Origin of the sequence: Pseudomonas sp. 29, from assembly GCF_002754355.1 — a bacterium.
GTDB classification, from domain to species: Bacteria; Pseudomonadota; Gammaproteobacteria; order Pseudomonadales; family Pseudomonadaceae; genus Aquipseudomonas; species Aquipseudomonas neuropathica.
On sequence record NZ_PEEY01000001.1, the window covers coordinates 3,701,395 to 3,720,000 of the forward strand.

Annotated in this window: 17 protein-coding genes (1 of these 17 only partly in view); 4 read left to right on the forward strand and 13 right to left on the reverse strand. The window is 59.8% G+C overall.

Going from position 1 to position 18,606, the window contains the following annotated elements; translation table 11 throughout:
- Positions 1-58 precede the first annotated feature (58 nt).
- The 3 genes from CLU80_RS17050 to CLU80_RS17060 all read right to left on the reverse strand — a co-directional run bounded on the left by CLU80_RS17050 (position 59) and on the right by CLU80_RS17060 (position 3,187).
- Positions 59-1,012, reverse strand: coding sequence for an adenosine deaminase (locus CLU80_RS17050; protein WP_008082147.1), 954 nt, complete (start codon positions 1,010-1,012; stop codon positions 59-61).
- 80 nt (positions 1,013-1,092) lie between these two features.
- On the reverse strand, positions 1,093-2,058 hold the full coding sequence (locus tag CLU80_RS17055) for a 2-oxoglutarate and iron-dependent oxygenase domain-containing protein (RefSeq protein ID WP_099757916.1): 966 nt from the start codon (positions 2,056-2,058) through the stop codon (positions 1,093-1,095).
- 55 nt (positions 2,059-2,113) lie between these two features.
- Positions 2,114-3,187 carry a BMP family ABC transporter substrate-binding protein gene (locus tag CLU80_RS17060; protein WP_099759385.1) on the reverse strand — a complete coding sequence of 358 codons (1,074 nt, stop codon included), beginning with the start codon at positions 3,185-3,187 and terminating at the stop codon, positions 2,114-2,116.
- A 288-nt stretch (positions 3,188-3,475) separates the two neighbouring features.
- On the opposite strand from CLU80_RS17060, the gene CLU80_RS17065 reads away from it, so the two are divergent.
- Positions 3,476-4,567 (forward strand): calcium:cation antiporter, encoded by a 1,092-nt coding sequence (locus CLU80_RS17065; RefSeq protein ID WP_099757917.1) that lies wholly within the window; start codon positions 3,476-3,478, stop codon positions 4,565-4,567.
- 123 nt (positions 4,568-4,690) lie between these two features.
- On the opposite strand, the gene CLU80_RS17075 is transcribed toward CLU80_RS17065, so the two are convergent.
- The 3 genes from CLU80_RS17075 to CLU80_RS17085 form a co-directional block, all read right to left on the reverse strand.
- Entirely contained in the window at positions 4,691-6,049 is a 1,359-nt protein-coding gene (locus tag CLU80_RS17075) for an 8-oxoguanine deaminase (RefSeq protein ID WP_099757918.1), read from the reverse strand.
- A gap of 253 nt (positions 6,050-6,302) precedes the next feature.
- On the reverse strand, positions 6,303-6,989 hold the full coding sequence (locus tag CLU80_RS17080; RefSeq protein WP_099757919.1) for an SDR family oxidoreductase: 687 nt from the start codon (positions 6,987-6,989) through the stop codon (positions 6,303-6,305).
- A gap of 22 nt (positions 6,990-7,011) precedes the next feature.
- Positions 7,012-7,362, reverse strand: a complete 351-nt coding sequence (locus CLU80_RS17085) for a MerR family transcriptional regulator (RefSeq protein WP_099757920.1) — start codon at positions 7,360-7,362, stop codon at positions 7,012-7,014.
- A gap of 84 nt (positions 7,363-7,446) precedes the next feature.
- On the opposite strand from CLU80_RS17085, the gene CLU80_RS17090 reads away from it, so the two are divergent.
- On the forward strand, positions 7,447-7,863 hold the full coding sequence (locus CLU80_RS17090; RefSeq protein WP_099759386.1) for a hypothetical protein: 417 nt from the start codon (positions 7,447-7,449) through the stop codon (positions 7,861-7,863).
- A gap of 59 nt (positions 7,864-7,922) precedes the next feature.
- Here CLU80_RS17090 and CLU80_RS17095 read toward each other — a convergent pair whose 3' ends face one another.
- The 7 genes from CLU80_RS17095 to CLU80_RS17125 all read right to left on the reverse strand — a co-directional run bounded on the left by CLU80_RS17095 (position 7,923) and on the right by CLU80_RS17125 (position 15,896).
- The gene (locus CLU80_RS17095) at positions 7,923-8,849 is read right to left on the reverse strand and encodes an ABC transporter permease (protein WP_099757921.1); all 927 of its coding nucleotides are present in this window, start codon (positions 8,847-8,849) and stop codon (positions 7,923-7,925) included.
- Positions 8,849-9,955 carry an ABC transporter permease gene (locus tag CLU80_RS17100; protein ID WP_093430325.1) on the reverse strand — a complete coding sequence of 369 codons (1,107 nt, stop codon included), beginning with the start codon at positions 9,953-9,955 and terminating at the stop codon, positions 8,849-8,851. The genes CLU80_RS17095 and CLU80_RS17100 overlap by 1 nt, the downstream gene beginning before the upstream one ends.
- 13 nt (positions 9,956-9,968) lie before the next feature.
- Positions 9,969-11,516, reverse strand: a complete 1,548-nt coding sequence (locus CLU80_RS17105) for an ABC transporter ATP-binding protein (protein ID WP_099757922.1) — start codon at positions 11,514-11,516, stop codon at positions 9,969-9,971.
- Positions 11,517-12,138: 622 nt separating this feature from the next.
- Positions 12,139-12,720, reverse strand: a complete 582-nt coding sequence (locus CLU80_RS17110) for an IMPACT family protein (protein ID WP_099757923.1) — start codon at positions 12,718-12,720, stop codon at positions 12,139-12,141.
- A 7-nt stretch (positions 12,721-12,727) separates the two neighbouring features.
- Entirely contained in the window at positions 12,728-13,378 is a 651-nt protein-coding gene (locus tag CLU80_RS17115; RefSeq protein WP_038360732.1) for a TetR/AcrR family transcriptional regulator, read from the reverse strand.
- A gap of 87 nt (positions 13,379-13,465) precedes the next feature.
- Entirely contained in the window at positions 13,466-14,854 is a 1,389-nt protein-coding gene (locus CLU80_RS17120; protein WP_093430334.1) for a uracil-xanthine permease family protein, read from the reverse strand.
- Positions 14,855-14,975: 121 nt separating this feature from the next.
- The gene (locus tag CLU80_RS17125) at positions 14,976-15,896 is read right to left on the reverse strand and encodes a LysR family transcriptional regulator (RefSeq protein ID WP_007914725.1); all 921 of its coding nucleotides are present in this window, start codon (positions 15,894-15,896) and stop codon (positions 14,976-14,978) included.
- 138 nt (positions 15,897-16,034) lie between these two features.
- Here CLU80_RS17125 and aptA point away from each other — a divergent pair, with 138 nt between their 5' ends.
- Positions 16,035-17,384, forward strand: coding sequence for an omega-aminotransferase AptA (gene aptA, locus CLU80_RS17130; RefSeq protein WP_093430337.1), 1,350 nt, complete (start codon positions 16,035-16,037; stop codon positions 17,382-17,384).
- Between the two features lie 76 nt (positions 17,385-17,460).
- Positions 17,461-18,606, forward strand: partial view of a CoA-acylating methylmalonate-semialdehyde dehydrogenase gene (locus CLU80_RS17135; RefSeq protein WP_064118435.1) — the 5' portion only. The gene runs 348 nt beyond the window's last position; 1,146 of the gene's 1,494 nt are visible here — the first part of the coding sequence; the start codon lies at positions 17,461-17,463; its stop codon lies off the right edge, out of view.

Consider the following 18,606-nt stretch of genomic DNA (forward strand, 5'->3'; position numbering starts at 1 on the left):
TGTCTGACACTCCGCTATCGCGAGCAGGCTCACTCCTACAAAGGTTATTCGGTGTTGCTTAGGGTTTTACCAGTCGCGCATCCAGGCTGTTCTGCGCCAAACGCTTGGCCTGATCCTGGGTCATGCCCAAGTGTTCATGCAGCGCGTAGAAGTTTTCAGTCACGTAACCACCGAAGTACGCCGGGTCATCGGAGTTCACCGTGACCTTCACGCCACGCTCGAGCATGTCGAGGATGTTGTGCTGCGACATGTGATCGAACACGCAGAGTTTGGTGTTCGACAGCGGGCACACGGTCAGCGGAATCTGCTCGTCGATGATCCGCTGCATCAGGCGCTCGTCTTCGATGGCGCGCACGCCATGGTCGATACGCTGGATCTTCAGCAGGTCGATGGCTTCCCAGATGTACTCCGGCGGGCCTTCTTCGCCAGCGTGGGCAACGGTCAGGAAGCCTTCGTGGCGGGCACGGTCGAAAACGCGCTGGAACTTGCTCGGCGGGTGGCCCATCTCGGAGCTGTCGAGGCCGACCGCGACAAACGCGTCACGGAATGGCAGTGCCTGGTCCAGAGTTTTCTCGGCTTCTTCTTCGCTGAGGTGGCGCAGGAAGCTGAGGATCAAACCGCTGGTGATGCCCAGTTGCTGCTCGCCATCCTTGAGTGCCGCGGCGATGCCGTTGAGCACCACTTCGAACGGGATACCCCGGTCGGTGTGGGTCTGCGGGTCGAAGAACGGTTCGGTGTGAATCACGTTCTGCGCTTTGCAACGCAACAGGTAGGCCCAAGTCAGGTCGTAGAAGTCCTGCGAGGTGCGCAATACGTCGGCGCCCTGGTAATACAGGTCGAGGAATTCCTGCAGGTTGTTGAAGGCGTAGGCCTTGCGCAGGGTTTCCACGTCGTTCCACGGCAGGGCGATCTTGTTGCGCTCGGCCAGGGCGAACAGCAACTCAGGCTCCAGCGAGCCTTCCAGATGCAGGTGCAGTTCAGCCTTGGGCAAGGCGTTGAGCCAGTCGTACATATTCTTTTCTCATCAGGTGCAATGACGGCATTCTACAGATGCTCGCCGAAACAATTGGCAAAACCTGACCAAGCGATCCATCACACGGCTTCTTGCTCGCGGCGATAGGCGTAGGTATCGGCGAAACGCGAGAGCAGGAATTCGGCGCAGGTGGTCGTCGGATATTTCGCCGGATGCTGTGCGTCCTGACAACCCGGCAGGCATTCGATGCGGGTGTCCGGATGCGGCTCGGCGAAGAACGGCATCGAGTAGCGATCCACGCCGAGCGGGCTGATCACCCGGTGCGGGGTTGAGCGATAACGGTCGTTGCTCCAGCGCGCCATCATGTCGCCGAGGTTGACCACGAAGGTGCCGTCGATGGGCGGCGCGTCGATCCATTCGCCTCGCACGTTCCTGACCTGCAAGCCACCGGCACTGTCCTGATAGAGCAGGGTGATGCAGCCGTAATCAGTGTGCGCGCCGGCACCTTGCTGCTCGGCGGAGCTGGCAGTGTGGCGCGGTGGGTAATGGATCATGCGCAGCACGCTGACGGGGTCGTTGAAACGGCTGTCGAAGAAATCGCGTTCGATGTTCAGGGCGATGGTCATCGCGCGCAGCAGGGTTTGCGCGAGTGCCTGCATATCGAGGTAATGCTGCTCCATCAAGGTTTCCCAACCCGTTTGCGATGGATGCCGGTTAGGACCGCGCAACGGTTTTTCGGCGAGCACATCGGGATGGTTGGCCGGCAGGTGCAGGCCCATGTCGAAGGTTTCTTTGAGGTCGCTGGGTTTGCTCGGGTCGAGTTGCTCGGTGGCGATGGCGCCGTAGCCACGATGGTGGCGGGTCTGGGTGATGTCGATCTTGAGTTTTTCTGCTGCTGGCAGGGCGAAGAAACGCTGGGCGTGGTCGAGCACTGCGTCGATGCGTTGCGCTGAAATCGGGTGACCCTTGATGTAGAAGAAGCCCCAGTCGCGGCAGGCTTGGTCGATTTGCCCGGCCACGGCGGGCCAGGCGTTTTCGTCGTCGCTATAGAGCGGGCTGATATCAATGATCGGAAGCTGATCCATACACAATCCTTGAATACGCTGTGTTTCCAATGTGGGAGCGTGGTGAGTCGGGGGATTACTTCGGCATCTCGGCCTTCATGCCTTCAACGTAATAATTCATCGACGCCAGTTGCGCATTCGTCGCGCTTACGCCTGCGGGGATTTTTTCGACCCCGGCCTGATCCTTGATCGGCCCGGTAAACGGCTGCAACGCGCCGCTCTTGATGTCGGCAATGATCTGCTCGGCCTCGGCTTTCACCGGTGCCGGTACCAGGTCGCTGATCGGCAGTTCAACCGTGCCTTCCTTCAACCCACCCCAGTAATCCTGAGGTTTCCAGCTGTGATCGATCACGCTCTGCGTCGCCTGAATGTAATGCGGCGCCCAGTCGTTGACGATCGAAGTCAGCACCGCTTTCGGCCCGAAGTGGGCCATGTCCGAGGCATACCCCACCGCATACACACCACGACGTTCGGCGGCCTGAATCGGCGCCGGGCTGTCGGTGTGCTGGAACACCACGTCGACGCCTTGATCGATCAGCGCGTTGGCCGCATCGGCTTCCTTGCCCGGGTCGAACCAGGAGTTGACCCACACCACTTTGATCTCGGTGCCGGGGTTGTACTTGTTCAGCGCCAGCTGGATGGCGTTGATGTCGCGGATCACTTCCGGGATCGGGAACGAAGCGACGTAACCGATCTTCTTGGTCTTGGTCATCTTCGCCGCGAGGAAACCACCGACGTAGCGACCCTCGTAAGTACGCGCCAGATAGGTGCCGAGGTTCTTGTCCTGTTTGTAGCCGGTGGCGTGTTCGAAGGTCACCTTGGGAAACTGCTTGGCGACTTTGACGGTGGGATTCATGTAGCCGAAGGAAGTGGTGAAGATCAGGTCGTATTTATCCTTGGCCATGTTGCGGATCACCCGCTCGGCGTCGGCGCCCTCGGCGACGTTCTCCACATAGTTGGTGGTGATCTGATTGCCGAATTTTTCCGCGAGGGCCTTGCGCCCCTGCTCATGCTGATACGTCCAGCCGTGGTCACCGATCGGGCCGATATAGACGAAACCGACCTTGAGCGGATCGGCAGCGCTGGCGCTCAGACTGATTCCCAGACCGAGGGCGGCGCACAGCAGTTTGTGCAGCGGACGTATTTGCATGAATTCGAACTCCATTTTGTTGTGTGTGGTCAGGGCCAATGCAAATTGCTGACCAACAGGACAACAAACTCCTTCGAAACCGCAGTGTGACCTTCGCGAGCAAGCTCGCTCCCACAGGTGAACGCATTTCAATGTGGGAGCGAGCTTGCTCGCGAAGGGGCCGGCAGGGCCGATAAAAGTGCATGCCTGAAACTAGCTGCCATCGCTTGGTGCGCTAAGGTGTAACGAAACGTTAGCGCCGCCCCGCAGTCAGTAGCTCATTCGCTCTCTTTCGGCAAAAGGCCCGCCATGCTCACAATTCTCAAGCAAGAAAGCTTTCTGCTGCTGGCAGTCATCGCCGCGTGCGTTGCCTATCCCCTGGAACACTGGCTGCTGCACAGCGGCCAGATCGTCGCGCTACTCGGCGGTCTGGTGCTGATCGCTTTCATCGTCGCCGCCTCGATGCGCGTCGCCCATCACGCCGAATTGCTCGCGGAAAAGGTTGGCGATCCTTACGGCACGATGATCCTCACGCTTGCGGCCGTGCTGGTCGAAGTGGTGATTCTCGCGATCATGATGAGCAACGAAGCGTCGCCCACGTTGGTGCGCGACACGATCTATTCTGCCGTGATGCTCGACATCAACGGCATCCTCGGCCTCGCCGCACTGATGGGCGGGATCAAACATGGCGAGCAGTCCTATAACGACGATTCCGCGCGCAGCTACAGCGTGATGATCCTCACCGCCATGGGGGTGTCGATGGTGGTGCCGGAGTTTATTCCCGAGGCCAACTGGAAGATTTATTCGGCGTTCACCATCGGCGCGATGGTGGTGCTTTACGCGCTGTTTCTGCGCATGCAGGTCGGCCCGCACAGTTACTTTTTCAGCTACAGCTATCCGGACAAACGCCGCAAGAAAGAACCGCAGGACGCGCAGACGAATGCGCCGAGCATCGGCCTGTCGATCGGCATTCTGGTGTTTGGCATTGTGGTGATCGGCGCACTGGCCGAAGTGATGTCGAAGACCCTCGATCTGGGCCTGGAAGGCACGGGCGCGCCGCCGGTGATCACGGCGATTCTGGTGGCGGCGATTTCCGCCGCGCCGGAGATTTTGACCGCGTTGCGCGCAGCGTTGGCCAACCGCATGCAGTCGGTGGTGAACATTGCGATGGGCGCGTCGCTGTCGACGGTGATTTTGACGGTGCCGGTGATGGAAGCGATGGCGCTGTATACCGGCCAGCCGTTTCAGATGGCGATGACGCCGGTGCAGACGGTGATGATCTTCATCACGCTGATCGTCAGCGCGATCAACCTCAATGACGGTGAGACCAATGCCATCGAAGGCATGACCCACTTCGTGCTGTTCGCGACGTTCATCATGTTGTCCCTGCTCGGTCTCTAGCCCCGACACAAAACAACTGTGGGAGCGAGCTTGCTCGCGAAAGCGTCGTATCAGTCAACTCAAATATTGACTGACACGACGCCTTCGCGAGCAAGCTCGCTCCCACAGGGATTGGTGATCGGATCAGGTACCGGCGATCAACTGGCGCGCCGCCTGGCTGTGATCGGCAATCAGGCCTTTCAGATCAAGACCCTCAACCTGGCCATCGACCACGCGCCACTTACCACCAATCATCACCCGATCCGCACGATCGGCACCGCACAACAGCAACGCCGAAATCGGGTCATGGCTACCGGAGAAGCGCAGCTCATCGAGCTTGAACAACGCCAGATCCGCCTGCTTGCCCACGGCAATCTCACCAATATCGGTACGGCCCAGCAAGCTCGCCGAACCCTTGGTCGCCCAACCCAGCACGCGTTCCGGGGTGATCTTCTCGGCGCCGTAACGCAGACGCTGGATGTACAACGCCTGACGCGCTTCGAGAATCATGTTCGACGCATCGTTGGACGCCGAACCATCGACGCCCAGACCAAACAGCGCGCCGGCATCAGTCAGATCGATACTCGGGCAAATGCCGGAGGCCAGACGCATGTTCGAACTCGGGCAATGGCAAATACCTGTGCCGGCCTGACCGAGGCGGGCGATTTCGTCCGGGTTGAAGTGAATGCCGTGGGCCAGCCAGGTGCGCGGGCCGAGCCAGCCGACGCTGTCGAGATAATCGACGGTGCGCAGGCCGAAACGCTGCAGGCAGAAATCTTCTTCATCGAGGGTTTCGGCCAAGTGGGTGTGCAGGCGCACGTCGAGCTTGTTCGCCAGTTCCGCGCTGGCCGACATGATTTCCGGGGTCACTGAGAACGGCGAGCACGGCGCCAAAGCGATCTGGATCTGCGCGCCGTCGCCACGCTCGTGGTACTCGTGAATCAGGCGCTGACTGTCGTCGAGAATCACCTGACCTTCCTGCACGGTTTGCTGCGGCGGCAAGCCACCGTCCTTCTCGCCGAGGCTCATCGAACCGCGAGTGAGCATGGCGCGCATGCCCAGTTCGCGGACGGTTTCGACTTGCACGTCGATGGCGTTTTCCAGGCCGTCCGGGAACAGGTAGTGGTGATCGGCCGCAGTGGTGCAGCCCGACAGCAGCAGTTCGGCCAAAGCGACTTTGGTGGCGAGCGCGAGTTTTTCCGGCGTCAGGCGCGCCCAGACCGGGTACAGGGTTTTCAGCCACGGGAACAACGGCTGATTGACCACCGGCGCCCAGGCGCGAGTCAGGGTTTGATAGAAGTGATGGTGGGTGTTGATCAGGCCCGGCAGGATCACATGTTCACGGGCGTCGAACACTGCATTGCACGGCGCCGACGGCTGTTGGCCAGCGGCGAGGACTTCGACAATGACACCGTCTTGCACAACAAGACCGCCACGGGCATCGAGCGAGTTGGAGGTGAAAATGGCGAGGGGATTTTTTAACCAGGTACGGGTCGCGGGCATGTTGCCGGCTCCTCTGAAAATGGGGTTCAGGGTTGCCAGCTCAGTGATGCCCTGTCTGCTGATCCAGGGTCGCCGCGAGGACGAGGTGCGCAGTTTCAAACAAATTGTTGCAGCGGGCAAGCCCAACCCGACAGGACAACACGGTCCCTTGTAGGAGTGAGCCTGCTCGCGATAGCGGTGTATCAGGCAATACTTTTGCTGAACGACACACCGCTATCGCGAGCAGGCTCACTCCTACAGGGGATTTGTATGCTTACCAGGGAATGGTTTCACCCTTGTAGTTGATGAAGTGATGCCCGCCCTTGCCGGTATACGCATTCACCTGATCAACCAGCCCACGGGTGCTGGTATCCACGTCAAGGTCAGCCCCTTCGCCACCCATGTCCGTCTTCACCCAACCCGGATGCAGCGACAACACTGTCATCTTCTGCTCACCCAGTTGCGTGATAAAACTGTTGGTCATCGAATTCAGCGCAGCCTTGCTCGCTTTGTACAGCGCCAACTCCGGCGCGTCCGGCACCGTCACGCTGCCCAGCCCGGAACTCATGAACGCCAGCACGCCGCTGCCATCGCGGATCTGCCCGACAAACCGCTGGGCCAGATTGATCGGTGCCACCGCGTTGGTGAAAAACAGCTGACCGACTTCGGCCAGTGTCGCGCCGCCCGGGGTCTGGTCCGCCGGGCCTTTGACCCCGGCGTTGACGAACAGCAGGTCGAAGGTTTCGCCCTTGAGCTGCTGACTCAGGGTGATCACCGCTTGCTGGTCATCCATGTCGAGCTTCTCGATCCGCACCTTGCCCAGCGCTTGCAGCGCCTCGACGTTTTGCGGATTGCGCACGGTGGCGGTGACTTGCCAGCCGTCGGCCAGCAGGGTTTTCACCAGACCGAGGCCAAGGCCCCGGGAGGCGCCGATGATCAGTGCGTTTTTTGCAGACATGATGGGCTTCCTTGATGAATGAGGATCATGGATTCAATGGACAGGCCTGACCGAGGCGAAGTTGCAACTCTTGCCGCAGCGTGTCGAGTTCGCGCATACGGGTTTCGATCAGTTGCAGTTTGTCGCGCAGCAACTGCGCCACGGCGTTGTCCGGGTTGGGGGCGTTCCACAGCGCGGCAACGCTTTCACTGATCTCGCCGAGGGTAAATCCCAGGCGTTGCGCGGTTTTGATATAGAGCACCAGTTGCACCATGTCTGGCGGATAGTCGCGGTAACCGTTGGCACGGCGTTGCGCGGCTATCAGCCCACGCTGCTCGTAGAAGCGCAGAGTGTCACGGCTGACGGCGCAGGCCTGGGCTAATTCACCGATGCGCATGCGGGCTCTCAAAAAGGCTATTGACCCTGGAGCATACTCCAGGCTTTACCGTGCTTGCTCCCTGAATTTTGCGGAGCATGGATGATGTGGACTTCAACGCAGTATCGCAATGTGGTGCTTGGCAGTGCCTGGTATGACCTGATCGTCACGGTGGCATTTGCCACGCCGTGGAGTTTTGCCTCTTTGCATGGGTTTTTGACCGCGCTGAATTTGCCCGGTGAACTGCCGGCGTTTGCGCCTGTGCACCTGTTGATGGCGAATTTGCTGGGCTCGGTGGTGTGCGTGTGGGCGGTGCTGCGGATTCGTGATCCGCAGGCGCTTTATGGACGGTATGACGCGGTGGGGCGGTTTTTGTTTGCGACTTGGCAAGCATATGCCTTGGCCCATGGCGCCAGTTCGATCCTGATTATTTTCCTGGTCTTCGAACTGGCGTGGGGCGTTGCTCAGGTGTTGCCTGTGCGGACGCCTTCGCGAGCAAGCTCGCTCCCACAGGGGATCTGAGTGAACTCGGTCAACTGTGGGAGCGAGCTTGCTCGCGAAGAGGGCAGTGAATTCACCTCTTAATGCCCTGACTGCCAAGGCTGCCCAAGCGAAACCGGCGCATACAACCGCGTCCGCAGCGCATCGCGCGACAACAGCACCAGCACCACAATCGTCGCCACATACGGCAGCATCGCCAGCAAACTCGACGGAATCGCCAGCCCCAACCCCTGCGCCACCAAGTGCAGGATGCTGGCGAGGCCGAACAAATAAGCCCCGAGCAACAACCGCCACACCCGCCAACTGGCAAACACCACCAGCGCCAGGGCGATCCAGCCACGCCCGGCGGTCATGTTTTCCGCCCACATTGGCGTGTACGCCAGCGACAAATACGCTCCGGCCAGCCCGGCCATTGCCCCGCCGAACAGTACCGCCAACGTGCGCACGGTCAACACCGGCAACCCCATTGCACTGGCCGCATCCGGATTCTCGCCGACCGCTTGAATGATCAACCCGACACGACTTTTGATGATCACCCACGCCACCAGCGCAAACAGCGCGAACGACAGATACACCAGCAAATCCTGAGCAAACAGCATCCGCCCGATCAGCGGAATCTCACTCAGATAAGGAATCGCCAACGGCTCAAAACCGGCCAGTGGTTTACCGACCCAAGCTGCGCCGACAAAGGTCGACAGCCCGACACCGAAAATCGTCAGGGCCAATCCGGTCGCTACCTGATTGGCGTTGAACACCAACGCCACTAGCGCAAACAGCGACGACAACAACATCCCGGCCAGCATCGCCAACAACACGCCAAGCCACAGGTTGCCGCTGTTGAGCGCGACGATAAAACCGATCACCGCGCCAAACAGCATCATCCCTTCCTGCCCGAGGTTGAGCACGCCGCTCTTCTCGCAGATCAATTCCCCCAGCGCCACCAGCAACAACGGCGTGCCGCAACGCACCATGGCGTAGAAAATATTGCTCAACAGATCGATATCCATCACAGCGCTCCGGCGGTTACGGCAGTGGTCGAAGTGCGCTTCACCCAACGCAGGTTCAGGCGTGGCCGATAGAGAATCAGCACGTCACTGGCGAGCAGGAAAAACAGCATCATTCCCTGAAACAACTGGGTGATCGCTTGCGGCAGATTCAGGGTCATTTGCGCGCTCTCGCCGCCGATATACAGCAGCGCCATCAACAGGCTGGAAAACAGAATCCCGATCGGATTGAGGCGTCCGAGAAACGCCACGGTGATTGCCGCGTAGCCGTATCCCGGCGACACCTGCGGCACCAATTGGCCAATCGGTCCGGTGACCTCGCAGACACCCGCGAGCCCGGCCAAGCCGCCACTGATCAACAGCGCCAGCCAGATCAGCCGCTTCTCGCGAAAGCCGACGAACCCCGCCGCGCGCTTGTCCAGCCCGAGTACTTTGATCTGGAAACCGACAAAGCTTTTCTGCAACAACACCCACACCGCGACCAGTGCGAGCAAGGCGAAATACACCCCGGCGTGCACGCGGCCATCCTCCATCAACAACGGCAAACGGCTGGCATCGCCGAACATCGCCGATTCGGGAAAGTTGAACCCAGCGGGATCCTTCAGCGGCCCGTGCACGCAGAACAGCAGCAGATTCAGCGCGATGTAATTGAGCATGATGCTGGTGAGGATTTCGTTGGCGTTGAAGCGTGTGCGCAACCACGCAGTCAGCCCGGCCCATGCCGCGCCGGCGAGGGTGCCGGTGAGCAGAATCAACACCAGCGCCCAGCGGCTTTGCAGGTCGATGATATTCACCGCCAAGGCACTGCCGGCGAGTGCGCCGAGGAGCAATTGACCTTCGGCGCCGATGTTCCAGATTCGCGCCTGATAGGCCACTGCCAAGCCCAGTGCGCAGAGCAGAATCGGCAGCGCCTTTACCAACAATTCAGAGACGCCATACAAATCGCTGACCGGTGCGATCAGCAGCGTGTGCAAGGTTTGCAGCGGATCATGACCAAGGGCGATAAACAGCAGCGAGCCGCAACCGAGCGTCAGCGCCGCCGCCAATAACGGCGAGCACCACAGCATCAGGCGCGATTGCTGGCCACGGGGTTCGAGGGAAAGCAGCATGTGTATAACTCCGTTAAACCGTGGCGGCTGAAGGGGCGTGGTCGAACTGGCCGGCCATCCAGCCGCCAACGTCGCTGAGTTGTGTCTTGCTGGTGTCTTGCAGTGCCGACAAACGTCCATCGCACAGCGCGCCGAGGCGGTCGCTGATCTGGAACAATTCGTCGAGGTCTTCGGAGATCACCAGAATCGCCGCGCCGGCATCGCGCAGCGCGATCAGCGCACGGTGAATGGTCGCGGCGGCGCCAACGTCGACGCCCCAGGTCGGGTGCGCGGCGATCAGCAGTTTCGGTTGCTGGAGGATTTCCCGGCCGAGGATGAATTTCTGCAGATTGCCGCCGGACAAGCTGCGCGCGGCGGTTTGCGTGTCCGGAGTTTTTACGCCGAAGCGTTGAATGATCTGTTGGGCGAGGGCTTCGACTTTACCGCGATCGATCAAACCGTTACTGACCAGGCCCTGTTGGAAAGCGGTGAGGAGGGCGTTATCCGCCAGACTCAATTCCGGCACCGCGCCATGCCCGAGGCGTTCGGCGGGGACGAAAGCCAGGCCCAGTTTGCGGCGGGCATCCGGGCGCAAATCGGCGACGTGTTGCTCGGCGAATCGAATGGTCGCGGCTTGCGCCCGAGGCAAGGTTTGCTCGCCGCTGAGCAGGGCCAGCAACTCATCCTGGCCATTACCAGCGACCCCGGCGATGCCGACAATTTCGCCGCTGCGCACTTGCACATCAATGTCAGTCAGCGAGCAGCTAAACGGATCCGGGTTGTGCCAACTCAAGCCCTTCACCCGCAAAAACGCCGCGCCGCCGCTGACCTTCGGATAGTCGCCAATCAACGCCGCCGCTTCGCCGACCATCATCTGCGCCAATTGCTGATCCGAGCACTCCGCTGGCAGGCAATGCCCGGCCACGCGCCCACCGCGCAGAACCGTCGCGCTGTGGCACAACGCGCGCACTTCAGCGAGTTTGTGGCTGATAAACAGAATGCTGCAGCCTTCGGCGGCGAGGCGGCGCAGGGTGATAAACAATTCGTCGGCCTCTTGCGGCGTCAGCACCGAGGTCGGCTCGTCGAGAATCAGCAGGCGAATGTCCTGCATCAGGCAACGAATGATCTCCACCCGTTGCCGCTCGCCGATCGACAGGCTGTGGACAAGTCGCTCCGGCTCCAGCGCCATGCCATAACGGCGCGACACTTCACGAATTTTCGGTTCCAGTTGTTTCGGCGTGCCGGCTGCTGCGCCCATCGCCAAAGCAATGTTTTGCGCCACGCTGAGGGTTTCGAACAGTGAGAAATGCTGGAATACCATGCCAATCCCCAACTGCCGCGCCTGCGCCGGGTTGCGGATATTCACCGGCTGACCTTGCCAAAGCATCTCGCCGGTGTCGGCCTGGGTGACGCCGTAGATGATCTTCATCAACGTACTTTTGCCCGCACCGTTTTCACCGAGCAGGGCGTGAATTTCACCGGGGGTGATGCTCAGGTCGATGGCATCGTTGGCCAGACAACCGGGGTAGCGTTTGCTGATGTGGCGCAGTTGCAGGCGCGGGGTGTTGGAAGCAATTGGCATGACAGGCTCGACTTGCTTGGAGTTGTGCCTGTGGATAAAGCAATTTCCTGGCCATTGAGTCAGGAACGCGAGCGGGCCGCGTGTGGCAGCACTCGGTATAGAGCATTGAAGACCGAATCACGTACGACGATGGCACCAATTCAGAGCAAAGCCGTTGCTCGGGCGCCAGTTTTGCCCGTCGCGATATGATCAAAAAACGAGCAATCCCTTGGGGGCTAGATGGATCCAGCGACTGCGCCAGCCATGAACGGGTTATCCACAGCTTGTTCCACAGTTATTGTGCGCAAGCTGCAATCCCGGGCATAAGCACTGCGGTGCTTTCTTCTAATGGTGATAAACCGCGCTAACTGACTGTTTCTGTTTGAAATTATCGTTTCGTCGAGTGAATTGAACGAAAAGTGAACAAACCGCGCAAAGCCACGTGACAGAAGGGTTACAGCGGAATGTACTCAGGTTATCCACAGTCGGGTGCACAGCCGATGTGGGCAACTCTGTGGAATAAGGAAATTCGGGATCGCCCCAAAAGATTGCAGCCTTCGGCAGCTCCAACAGGGGAGCGCATTTCAAATGTAGGAGCTGCGGAACGCTCGAGCCGCGATCGGACGATCTTTTGATCTGAGCTTCACCGCTGCAGCAAAATCCGCCCACGGCTCAAATCAGCTAGCTGGGTTTGCAAGACATCGATCTGCGCCTCACCCACCGCCAACTTCAACTCAACGCCGTTTGCCGTGAAGTTTTCTTCGACAACCAATCCACCCAGATCGGCCAGCCGCAACTTCACCAGCGCCAACTCGGCAAACCCGCAAGCACAGCTCAACGGCACCCGGCTGATCAATTCGATTTTGGCCGCCGTCTGCAGGCACTTGTTCGCGCCCCCGCCATACGCCCGGGCCAAACCCCCCGTGCCGAGTTGAATGCCGCCGTACCAACGGATCACCAATACCGCGACCTGATCGCAATCCTGCGCTTCAATCGCCGCCAGAATCGGGCGCCCGGCCGTGCCGCCCGGTTCGCCGTCGTCATTGCTGCGGTATTGATCGCCGAGTTTCCACGCCCAGCAATTGTGCGAGGCGTTCAGGTCGCTGTACTGCTCGAAAAACGCCTGCGCGTCGGCAGGGCTGCCGATCGGCGTGGCGAAGGTGATAAAGCGGCTTTTGCGAATCTCTTCGCGGTACTCGCAAAAACCGCTGAGGGTGAAAGGCATAAACGTCTTATAGAGGAGGAGTGAGGCCGCAGCCTTTGAGAATGATGCGGATCAGGTTGTTGCCGGCGTCTTCCATGTCCTGCTTGGTCAACTTGCTGCGACCACTGACGCGGCAGATCTGCGTGGCGAAGTCGGCATAATGCTGAGTGCTGCCCCACAACAGGAAGATCAAGTGCACCGGATCGACCGGGTCCATTTTGCCCGCATCGATCCACGCTTGAAATACCGCAGCGCGGCCAGTGAACCAGGCGCGATAATCCTGATTGAAATATTCGCTGAGGCATTCGCCGCCGCTGATCACTTCCATCGCAAAGATCCGCGAGGCCTGTGGCTGGCGGCGGGAGAATTCCATCTTGGCGCGGATGTAGCGAGTCAGCGCTTCGGCCGGATCGTCCTCGGCGGTGAGGGTGTTGAAGGTGCTGTCCCACAACTCGATGATGTTGCTCAGCACCGCCACGTACAAGCCAAGCTTGTTGGTGAAGTAGTAATGCAGGTTGGCCTTGGGCAACCCGGCATTCTGCGCGATGGTGTTCATGCTGGTGCCTTTGTACCCGTGACGAGCGAACTCGTCTTCGGCGGCTTTGAGGATGGTCTCTTCGTTCTTCTGACGAATGCGGCTGGCGGGTTTGCCGCCATGGGCAGGGACTTCAAAGGTCATAGGCACTTCCGGGTTTGTCTGTGGGTGCAACCAGTTGCGTTGATAGCGCACCCACAGGCATCCGACAAGTCCTTGCGCGAAAAACCGTTACGCCTGTTCGATCTTGTTCAGCGGCGCGTGCGCTTCAGCGGCCTCGGTTTTCGACTCCGGCAGCAGCAGGCACAGGATGATTGCGGTCAGGCCGCCGCTGGTGATCGCCGAATCAAACAGGTTCTGCACCAGCTTCGGCAGCAGGTGTAGCAGGGTCGGTTGTGCGGCGATGCCCAGGCCGACGCCGAACGACGTGGCGATGATCAACATGCTGCGTCGATCCAGCGGCGACTGCGCGAGGATGCGCACACCGGCAGCCGCCACCGCGCCGAACATCACCAGGGTCGCGCCGCCGAGCACCGGTTTCGGAATCTGTTGCAGCACCGCGCCGATCATCGGGAACAAGCCGAGGCAAAACAGAATCGCGCCGATGTACAGCCCGACGTAGCGGCTGGCGACGCCGGTCAACTGAATCACGCCGTTGTTCTGCGCGAACGTAGTATTGGGAAAAGCGCTGAAGGTCGCGGCGATCATGCAGCTGACGCCATCGCCGAGTACGCCACCGCGCAGGCGGCTTATATAAGAGGGGCCGCTGATCGGTTGGCGAGCGAGCATGCAATTGGCAGTGAGGTCGCCGACGGTTTCGATGGTGCTGATCAGATAAATCAGCGCGACCGGCAGGAAAGCCGTCCAGTCGAAATTGAAGCCAAACTTGAACGGCGTAGGAAAACTCACCAGTGGCAAGTCAGGCAACGGCTGTGGCACCAGTTTCCCACTGAACCACGCGGCCAGGCTGCCGAGCAGCAAACCGATAATAATCGCCGATAGACGCACCCACGGCGTGTTCGAGCGGTTGAGCAGAATGATCGTCAGCAACACAAACACGCCCAGCGCCAGATTGCCCGGCGCACCGAAGTCAGGCGCATTGAAGCCTCCGCCCAGATCGGTAATGCCGACCTTGATCAGACTGATGCCTATCAGCGTGATGACGATTCCGGTCACCAACGGCGTGACCACGCGGCGCAATTGCCCGATAAAGCGGCTGAGGACGATTTGCACGATTGCGCCGAAAAAGCACACACCGAAAATCATCGCCAGAATGTCTTCCGGGCTGCCGCCGCGCTGCTTGACCAGAAAACCAGCGGAGAGCACCGCACCGAGAAAGGCGAAACTGGTGCCTTGCAGACAGATCATTCCCGCGCCGATCCCGAATGGTCGCCGCGCCTGAATAAACGTGCCGACGCCCGAAACCATTAAGGCCATGCTGATCAGATAAGGCAAATGCGCAGTCAGCCCGAGGGCCGAGCCAATCACCAATGGCGGGGTGATGATGCCGACGAAACTGGCGAGCACGTGTTGCAGTGCGGCAAGAATTGCAGCGGCGGGTTTGGGGCGGTCGTTGAGGCCGTAGATCAGGTCGCTGGACGGTGCGGAATCTGGCTGCATGGCTTAAGGCTTCTTGTTGAAGGATCGGGATTGATCCTGCACTGCAAAAAGCTGTCCACTTGCTCAGGTTATTTGCCAGATTTGTCGCCAGGGCCCAACGCTGGCAGGCCTCGGCGGATTTTCAACGCGTAGCCGCCAGACTCTCCAAAAAGCTTTCCAGCACCAAATGAGGGCGCCGGCCCTTGCGCGTGACCGATGCGAGGCTCAGGTCGTAGAAACGTGTTTGCGATTTCAGCGCACGCAAACGACCTTGCTGCACCCAGAGGCTGGCGTAGTGATCCGGCAGGTAACCGATGTAGCGTCCGGTCAAAATCAAAAACGCCATCCCTTCACGGTCGGAGGCGCTGGCGGTGCAATTGAGTGCCTGGTAATGCGCCTGAATCTCCGCCGGCAAACGAAAAGTCGGTGCAATCGCGTCCTGACTATTCAGGCGCTCGTCATCGAGTTGCTTGTCATCGACATAAAACAGCGGGTGACCAACAGCGCAATAAAGCAGTGAACGCTCGCTGTACAACGGCTGATATTCGAGGCCCGACAACGCACTGGCCTGCGGTACCACGCCGACATGCAGACGCCCATCGAGCACGCCTTGCTCGACTTCATTGGGCGCAATCATGCGGATCTGGATCTGCACATCCGGCCCGCGTTCTTTCAATTGGGCGAGGGCGTGGGTGATGCGCATGTGGGGCAGGGTGACGAGGTTGTCGGTCAGGCCAATGATCAATTCACCCCGCAAATGCTGGTGCAGACCGTTGACTTCGGTGCGAAAGCTTTCCAGCGCACTTAACAGTTGCAGTGCCGACTGATACACCTCGCGACCTTCCTCGGTCAGCGAAAACCCGGCTCGACCACGCTGGCACAGACGCAAACCGAGGCGCTGCTCCAGATCGCTCATCTGTTGGCTGATCGCCGAGCGACCGATGCCGAGCACGGTTTCCGCTGCCGAGAAGCCGCCGCACTCCACCACACTGCGAAAAATCCGCAGCAAGCGGATATCAAAGTCACTGACCTGGGCCAGCGGATCGGGGCGACGGCTGCTCATCTTATTGTTCTCATTGTTTAGCAAAGTTCTAACTGAAGGTTAGAAGAGTTGGATTTCACCGACTTTATCCGCGTGGCAATTTAGCTGCAACAACGCTTTTTATCTCCCTGACGCTTATGCCCTGCGAGGTTTTGCCCGATGAACATGCCTGAAAACGCGCCGTCGCCACTGGCCAGCCAACTGAAGCTGGACGCGCACTGGATGCCGTACACCGCCAACCGTAACTTCCAGCGCGACCCGCGACTGATCGTTGGTGCTGAAGGCAGTTGGCTGATCGACGACAAAGGCCGCCGGGTATACGACTCGCTCTCCGGGCTGTGGACCTGCGGCGCCGGCCACACCCGCAAGGAAATTCAGGAAGCGGTTTCCAAGCAATTGGGCACCCTCGATTACTCGCCGGGCTTCCAGTACGGTCATCCGCTGTCGTTCCAGCTGGCCGAGAAGATCACTGAGCTGACCCCGGGCAACCTCAACCACGTGTTCTTCACCGACTCGGGTTCCGAGTGCGCCGATACCGCCGTGAAAATGGTTCGTGCCTACTGGCGCCTGAAAGGTCAGGCGACCAAAACCAAAATGATCGGCCGTGCCCGTGGCTACCACGGCGTGAACATCGCCGGCACCAGCCTCGGCGGCGTCAACGGCAACCGTAAGCTGTTCGGTCAGGCGATGATGGATGTCGATCACCTGCCGCACACGCTGCTGGCGAGCAATGCCTTCTCCCGTGGCATGCCGGAGCAGGGCGGTATTGCTTTGGCCGATGAACTGCTGAAACTGATTGAGCTGCACGATGCTTCGAATATCGCCGCAGTATTCGTTGAGCCTATGGCCGGTTCCGCTGGTGTACTGGTTCCGCCACAGGGTTACCTGAAACGTCTGCGCGAAATCTGCGATCAGCACAGCATCCTGCTGGTGTTCGACGAAGTGATCACCGGTTTCGGCCGCACCGGCAATATGTTCGGCGCCGACACCTTTGGCGTGACCCCGGATCTGATGTGCATCGCCAAGCAAGTCACCAACGGCGCGATCCCGATGGGCGCGGTGATTGCCAGCTCCGAGATCTACCAGACCTTCATGAACCAGCCGACCCCGGAATACGCCGTGGAATTTCCACACGGCTACACCTACTCGGCACACCCGGTGGCTTGTGCCGCTGGCCTGGCGGCTCTCGACCTGCTGCAAAAGGAAAACCTGGTACAGAGCGTTGCAGACGTCGCACCGCATTTTGAAAACGCGCTGCACGGGCTGAAAGGTTCGAAGAACGTTATCGACATCCGTAACTTCGGTCTGGCCGGTGCGATCCAGATTGCCCCGCGTGACGGTGACGCCATCGTGCGTCCGTTCGAAGCCGGCATGGCCCTGTGGAAGGCCGGGTTCTACGTACGCTTCGGCGGCGACACCCTGCAGTTCGGCCCAACCTTCAATAGCAAGCCGCAAGACCTCGATCGTCTGTTCGATGCGGTCGGCGAAGTGCTGAACAAGCTCGACTGATTTTTCCTTCTATATATACCTACAAAAACGGGCACTCCTTAACGTGTGCCCGTGGACAAGAATTCAGGAGTTTTCGATGAGCGTTATCCCGCATTTGATCAATGGCGAACTGGTGACCGAGAACGGTCGCGCGGTTGATGTGTTCAATCCGTCCACTGGTCAGGCTATCCACAAGCTGCCATTGGCCAGCCAGGCCACCATCCAGAAAGCCATCGATGCCGCCAAGGCCGCGTTCCCGGCCTGGCGCAACACGCCACCGGCCAAACGTGCGCAGGTGATGTTCCGCTTCAAGCAACTGCTGGAGCAGAACGAAGCGCGCATCTCGCAATTGATCAGCGAAGAACACGGCAAGACCCTGGAAGACGCCGCCGGTGAACTGAAGCGTGGTATCGAGAACGTCGAGTTCGCTTGCGCTGCCCCGGAAATCCTCAAGGGCGAGTACAGCCGCAACGTCGGCCCGAACATCGACGCATGGTCGGACTTCCAGCCGCTGGGCATTGTTGCCGGTATCACCCCATTCAACTTCCCGGCCATGGTGCCGCTGTGGATGTATCCACTGGCGATAGTCTGCGGCAACTGCTTTATCCTCAAGCCGTCCGAGCGTGACCCGAGCTCGACACTGCTGATCGCTCAGTTGCTGCTGGAGGCCGGTCTGCCGAAAGGCGTGATGAGTGTTGTGCACGGTGACAAGACGGCGGTGGACGCGTTGATCGAAGCGCCGGAAGTCAAAGCGCTGAGCTTCGTTGGCTCGACGCCGATTGCTGAATACATCTACGCCGAAGGCACCAAGCGCGGCAAGCGCGTCCAGGCACTGGGCGGCGCGAAGAACCATGCCGTGCTGATGCCGGATGCCGATCTGGACAACGCGGTCAGCGCACTGATGGGCGCGGCTTATGGTTCCTGCGGCGAGCGCTGCATGGCGATCTCGGTGGCCGTGTGTGTGGGGGACCAGGTAGCGGATGCACTGGTGGCCAAACTGGTTCCACAAATCAAGGCGCTGAAAATCGGTGCTGGCACTTCGTGCGGTCTGGACATGGGGCCACTGGTGACCGGTCAGGCGCGCGACAAAGTCAGCGGTTACGTGGATGACGGCGTGGCAGCGGGCGCGACCCTGGTGGTCGACGGTCGTGGTTTCAGCGTGGCCGGTCATGAAGAAGGCTTCTTCCTCGGTGGCTGTCTGTTCGACAACGTCACCCCAGAGATGCGCATCTATAAAGAAGAG

Coding starts and splice junctions, on each gene's coding strand:
- CLU80_RS17060 (WP_099759385.1), bottom strand. CDS start 3,187: ATGCAAATACGTCCGCTGCACAAACTGCTGTGCGCCGCCCTCGGTCTG.
- CLU80_RS17120 (WP_093430334.1), bottom strand. CDS start 14,854: ATGCAGCCAGATTCCGCACCGTCCAGCGACCTGATCTACGGCCTCAAC.
- CLU80_RS17105 (WP_099757922.1), bottom strand. CDS start 11,516: ATGCCAATTGCTTCCAACACCCCGCGCCTGCAACTGCGCCACATCAGC.
- CLU80_RS17085 (WP_099757920.1), bottom strand. CDS start 7,362: ATGCGCATCGGTGAATTAGCCCAGGCCTGCGCCGTCAGCCGTGACACT.
- CLU80_RS17125 (WP_007914725.1), bottom strand. CDS start 15,896: ATGAGCAGCCGTCGCCCCGATCCGCTGGCCCAGGTCAGTGACTTTGAT.
- CLU80_RS17050 (WP_008082147.1), bottom strand. CDS start 1,012: ATGTACGACTGGCTCAACGCCTTGCCCAAGGCTGAACTGCACCTGCAT.
- aptA (WP_093430337.1), top strand. CDS start 16,035: ATGAACATGCCTGAAAACGCGCCGTCGCCACTGGCCAGCCAACTGAAG.
- CLU80_RS17110 (WP_099757923.1), bottom strand. CDS start 12,720: ATGCCTTTCACCCTCAGCGGTTTTTGCGAGTACCGCGAAGAGATTCGC.
- CLU80_RS17115 (WP_038360732.1), bottom strand. CDS start 13,378: ATGACCTTTGAAGTCCCTGCCCATGGCGGCAAACCCGCCAGCCGCATT.
- CLU80_RS17075 (WP_099757918.1), bottom strand. CDS start 6,049: ATGCCCGCGACCCGTACCTGGTTAAAAAATCCCCTCGCCATTTTCACC.
- CLU80_RS17090 (WP_099759386.1), top strand. CDS start 7,447: ATGTGGACTTCAACGCAGTATCGCAATGTGGTGCTTGGCAGTGCCTGG.
- CLU80_RS17100 (WP_093430325.1), bottom strand. CDS start 9,955: ATGCTGCTTTCCCTCGAACCCCGTGGCCAGCAATCGCGCCTGATGCTG.
- CLU80_RS17095 (WP_099757921.1), bottom strand. CDS start 8,849: ATGGATATCGATCTGTTGAGCAATATTTTCTACGCCATGGTGCGTTGC.
- CLU80_RS17065 (WP_099757917.1), top strand. CDS start 3,476: ATGCTCACAATTCTCAAGCAAGAAAGCTTTCTGCTGCTGGCAGTCATC.
- CLU80_RS17055 (WP_099757916.1), bottom strand. CDS start 2,058: ATGGATCAGCTTCCGATCATTGATATCAGCCCGCTCTATAGCGACGAC.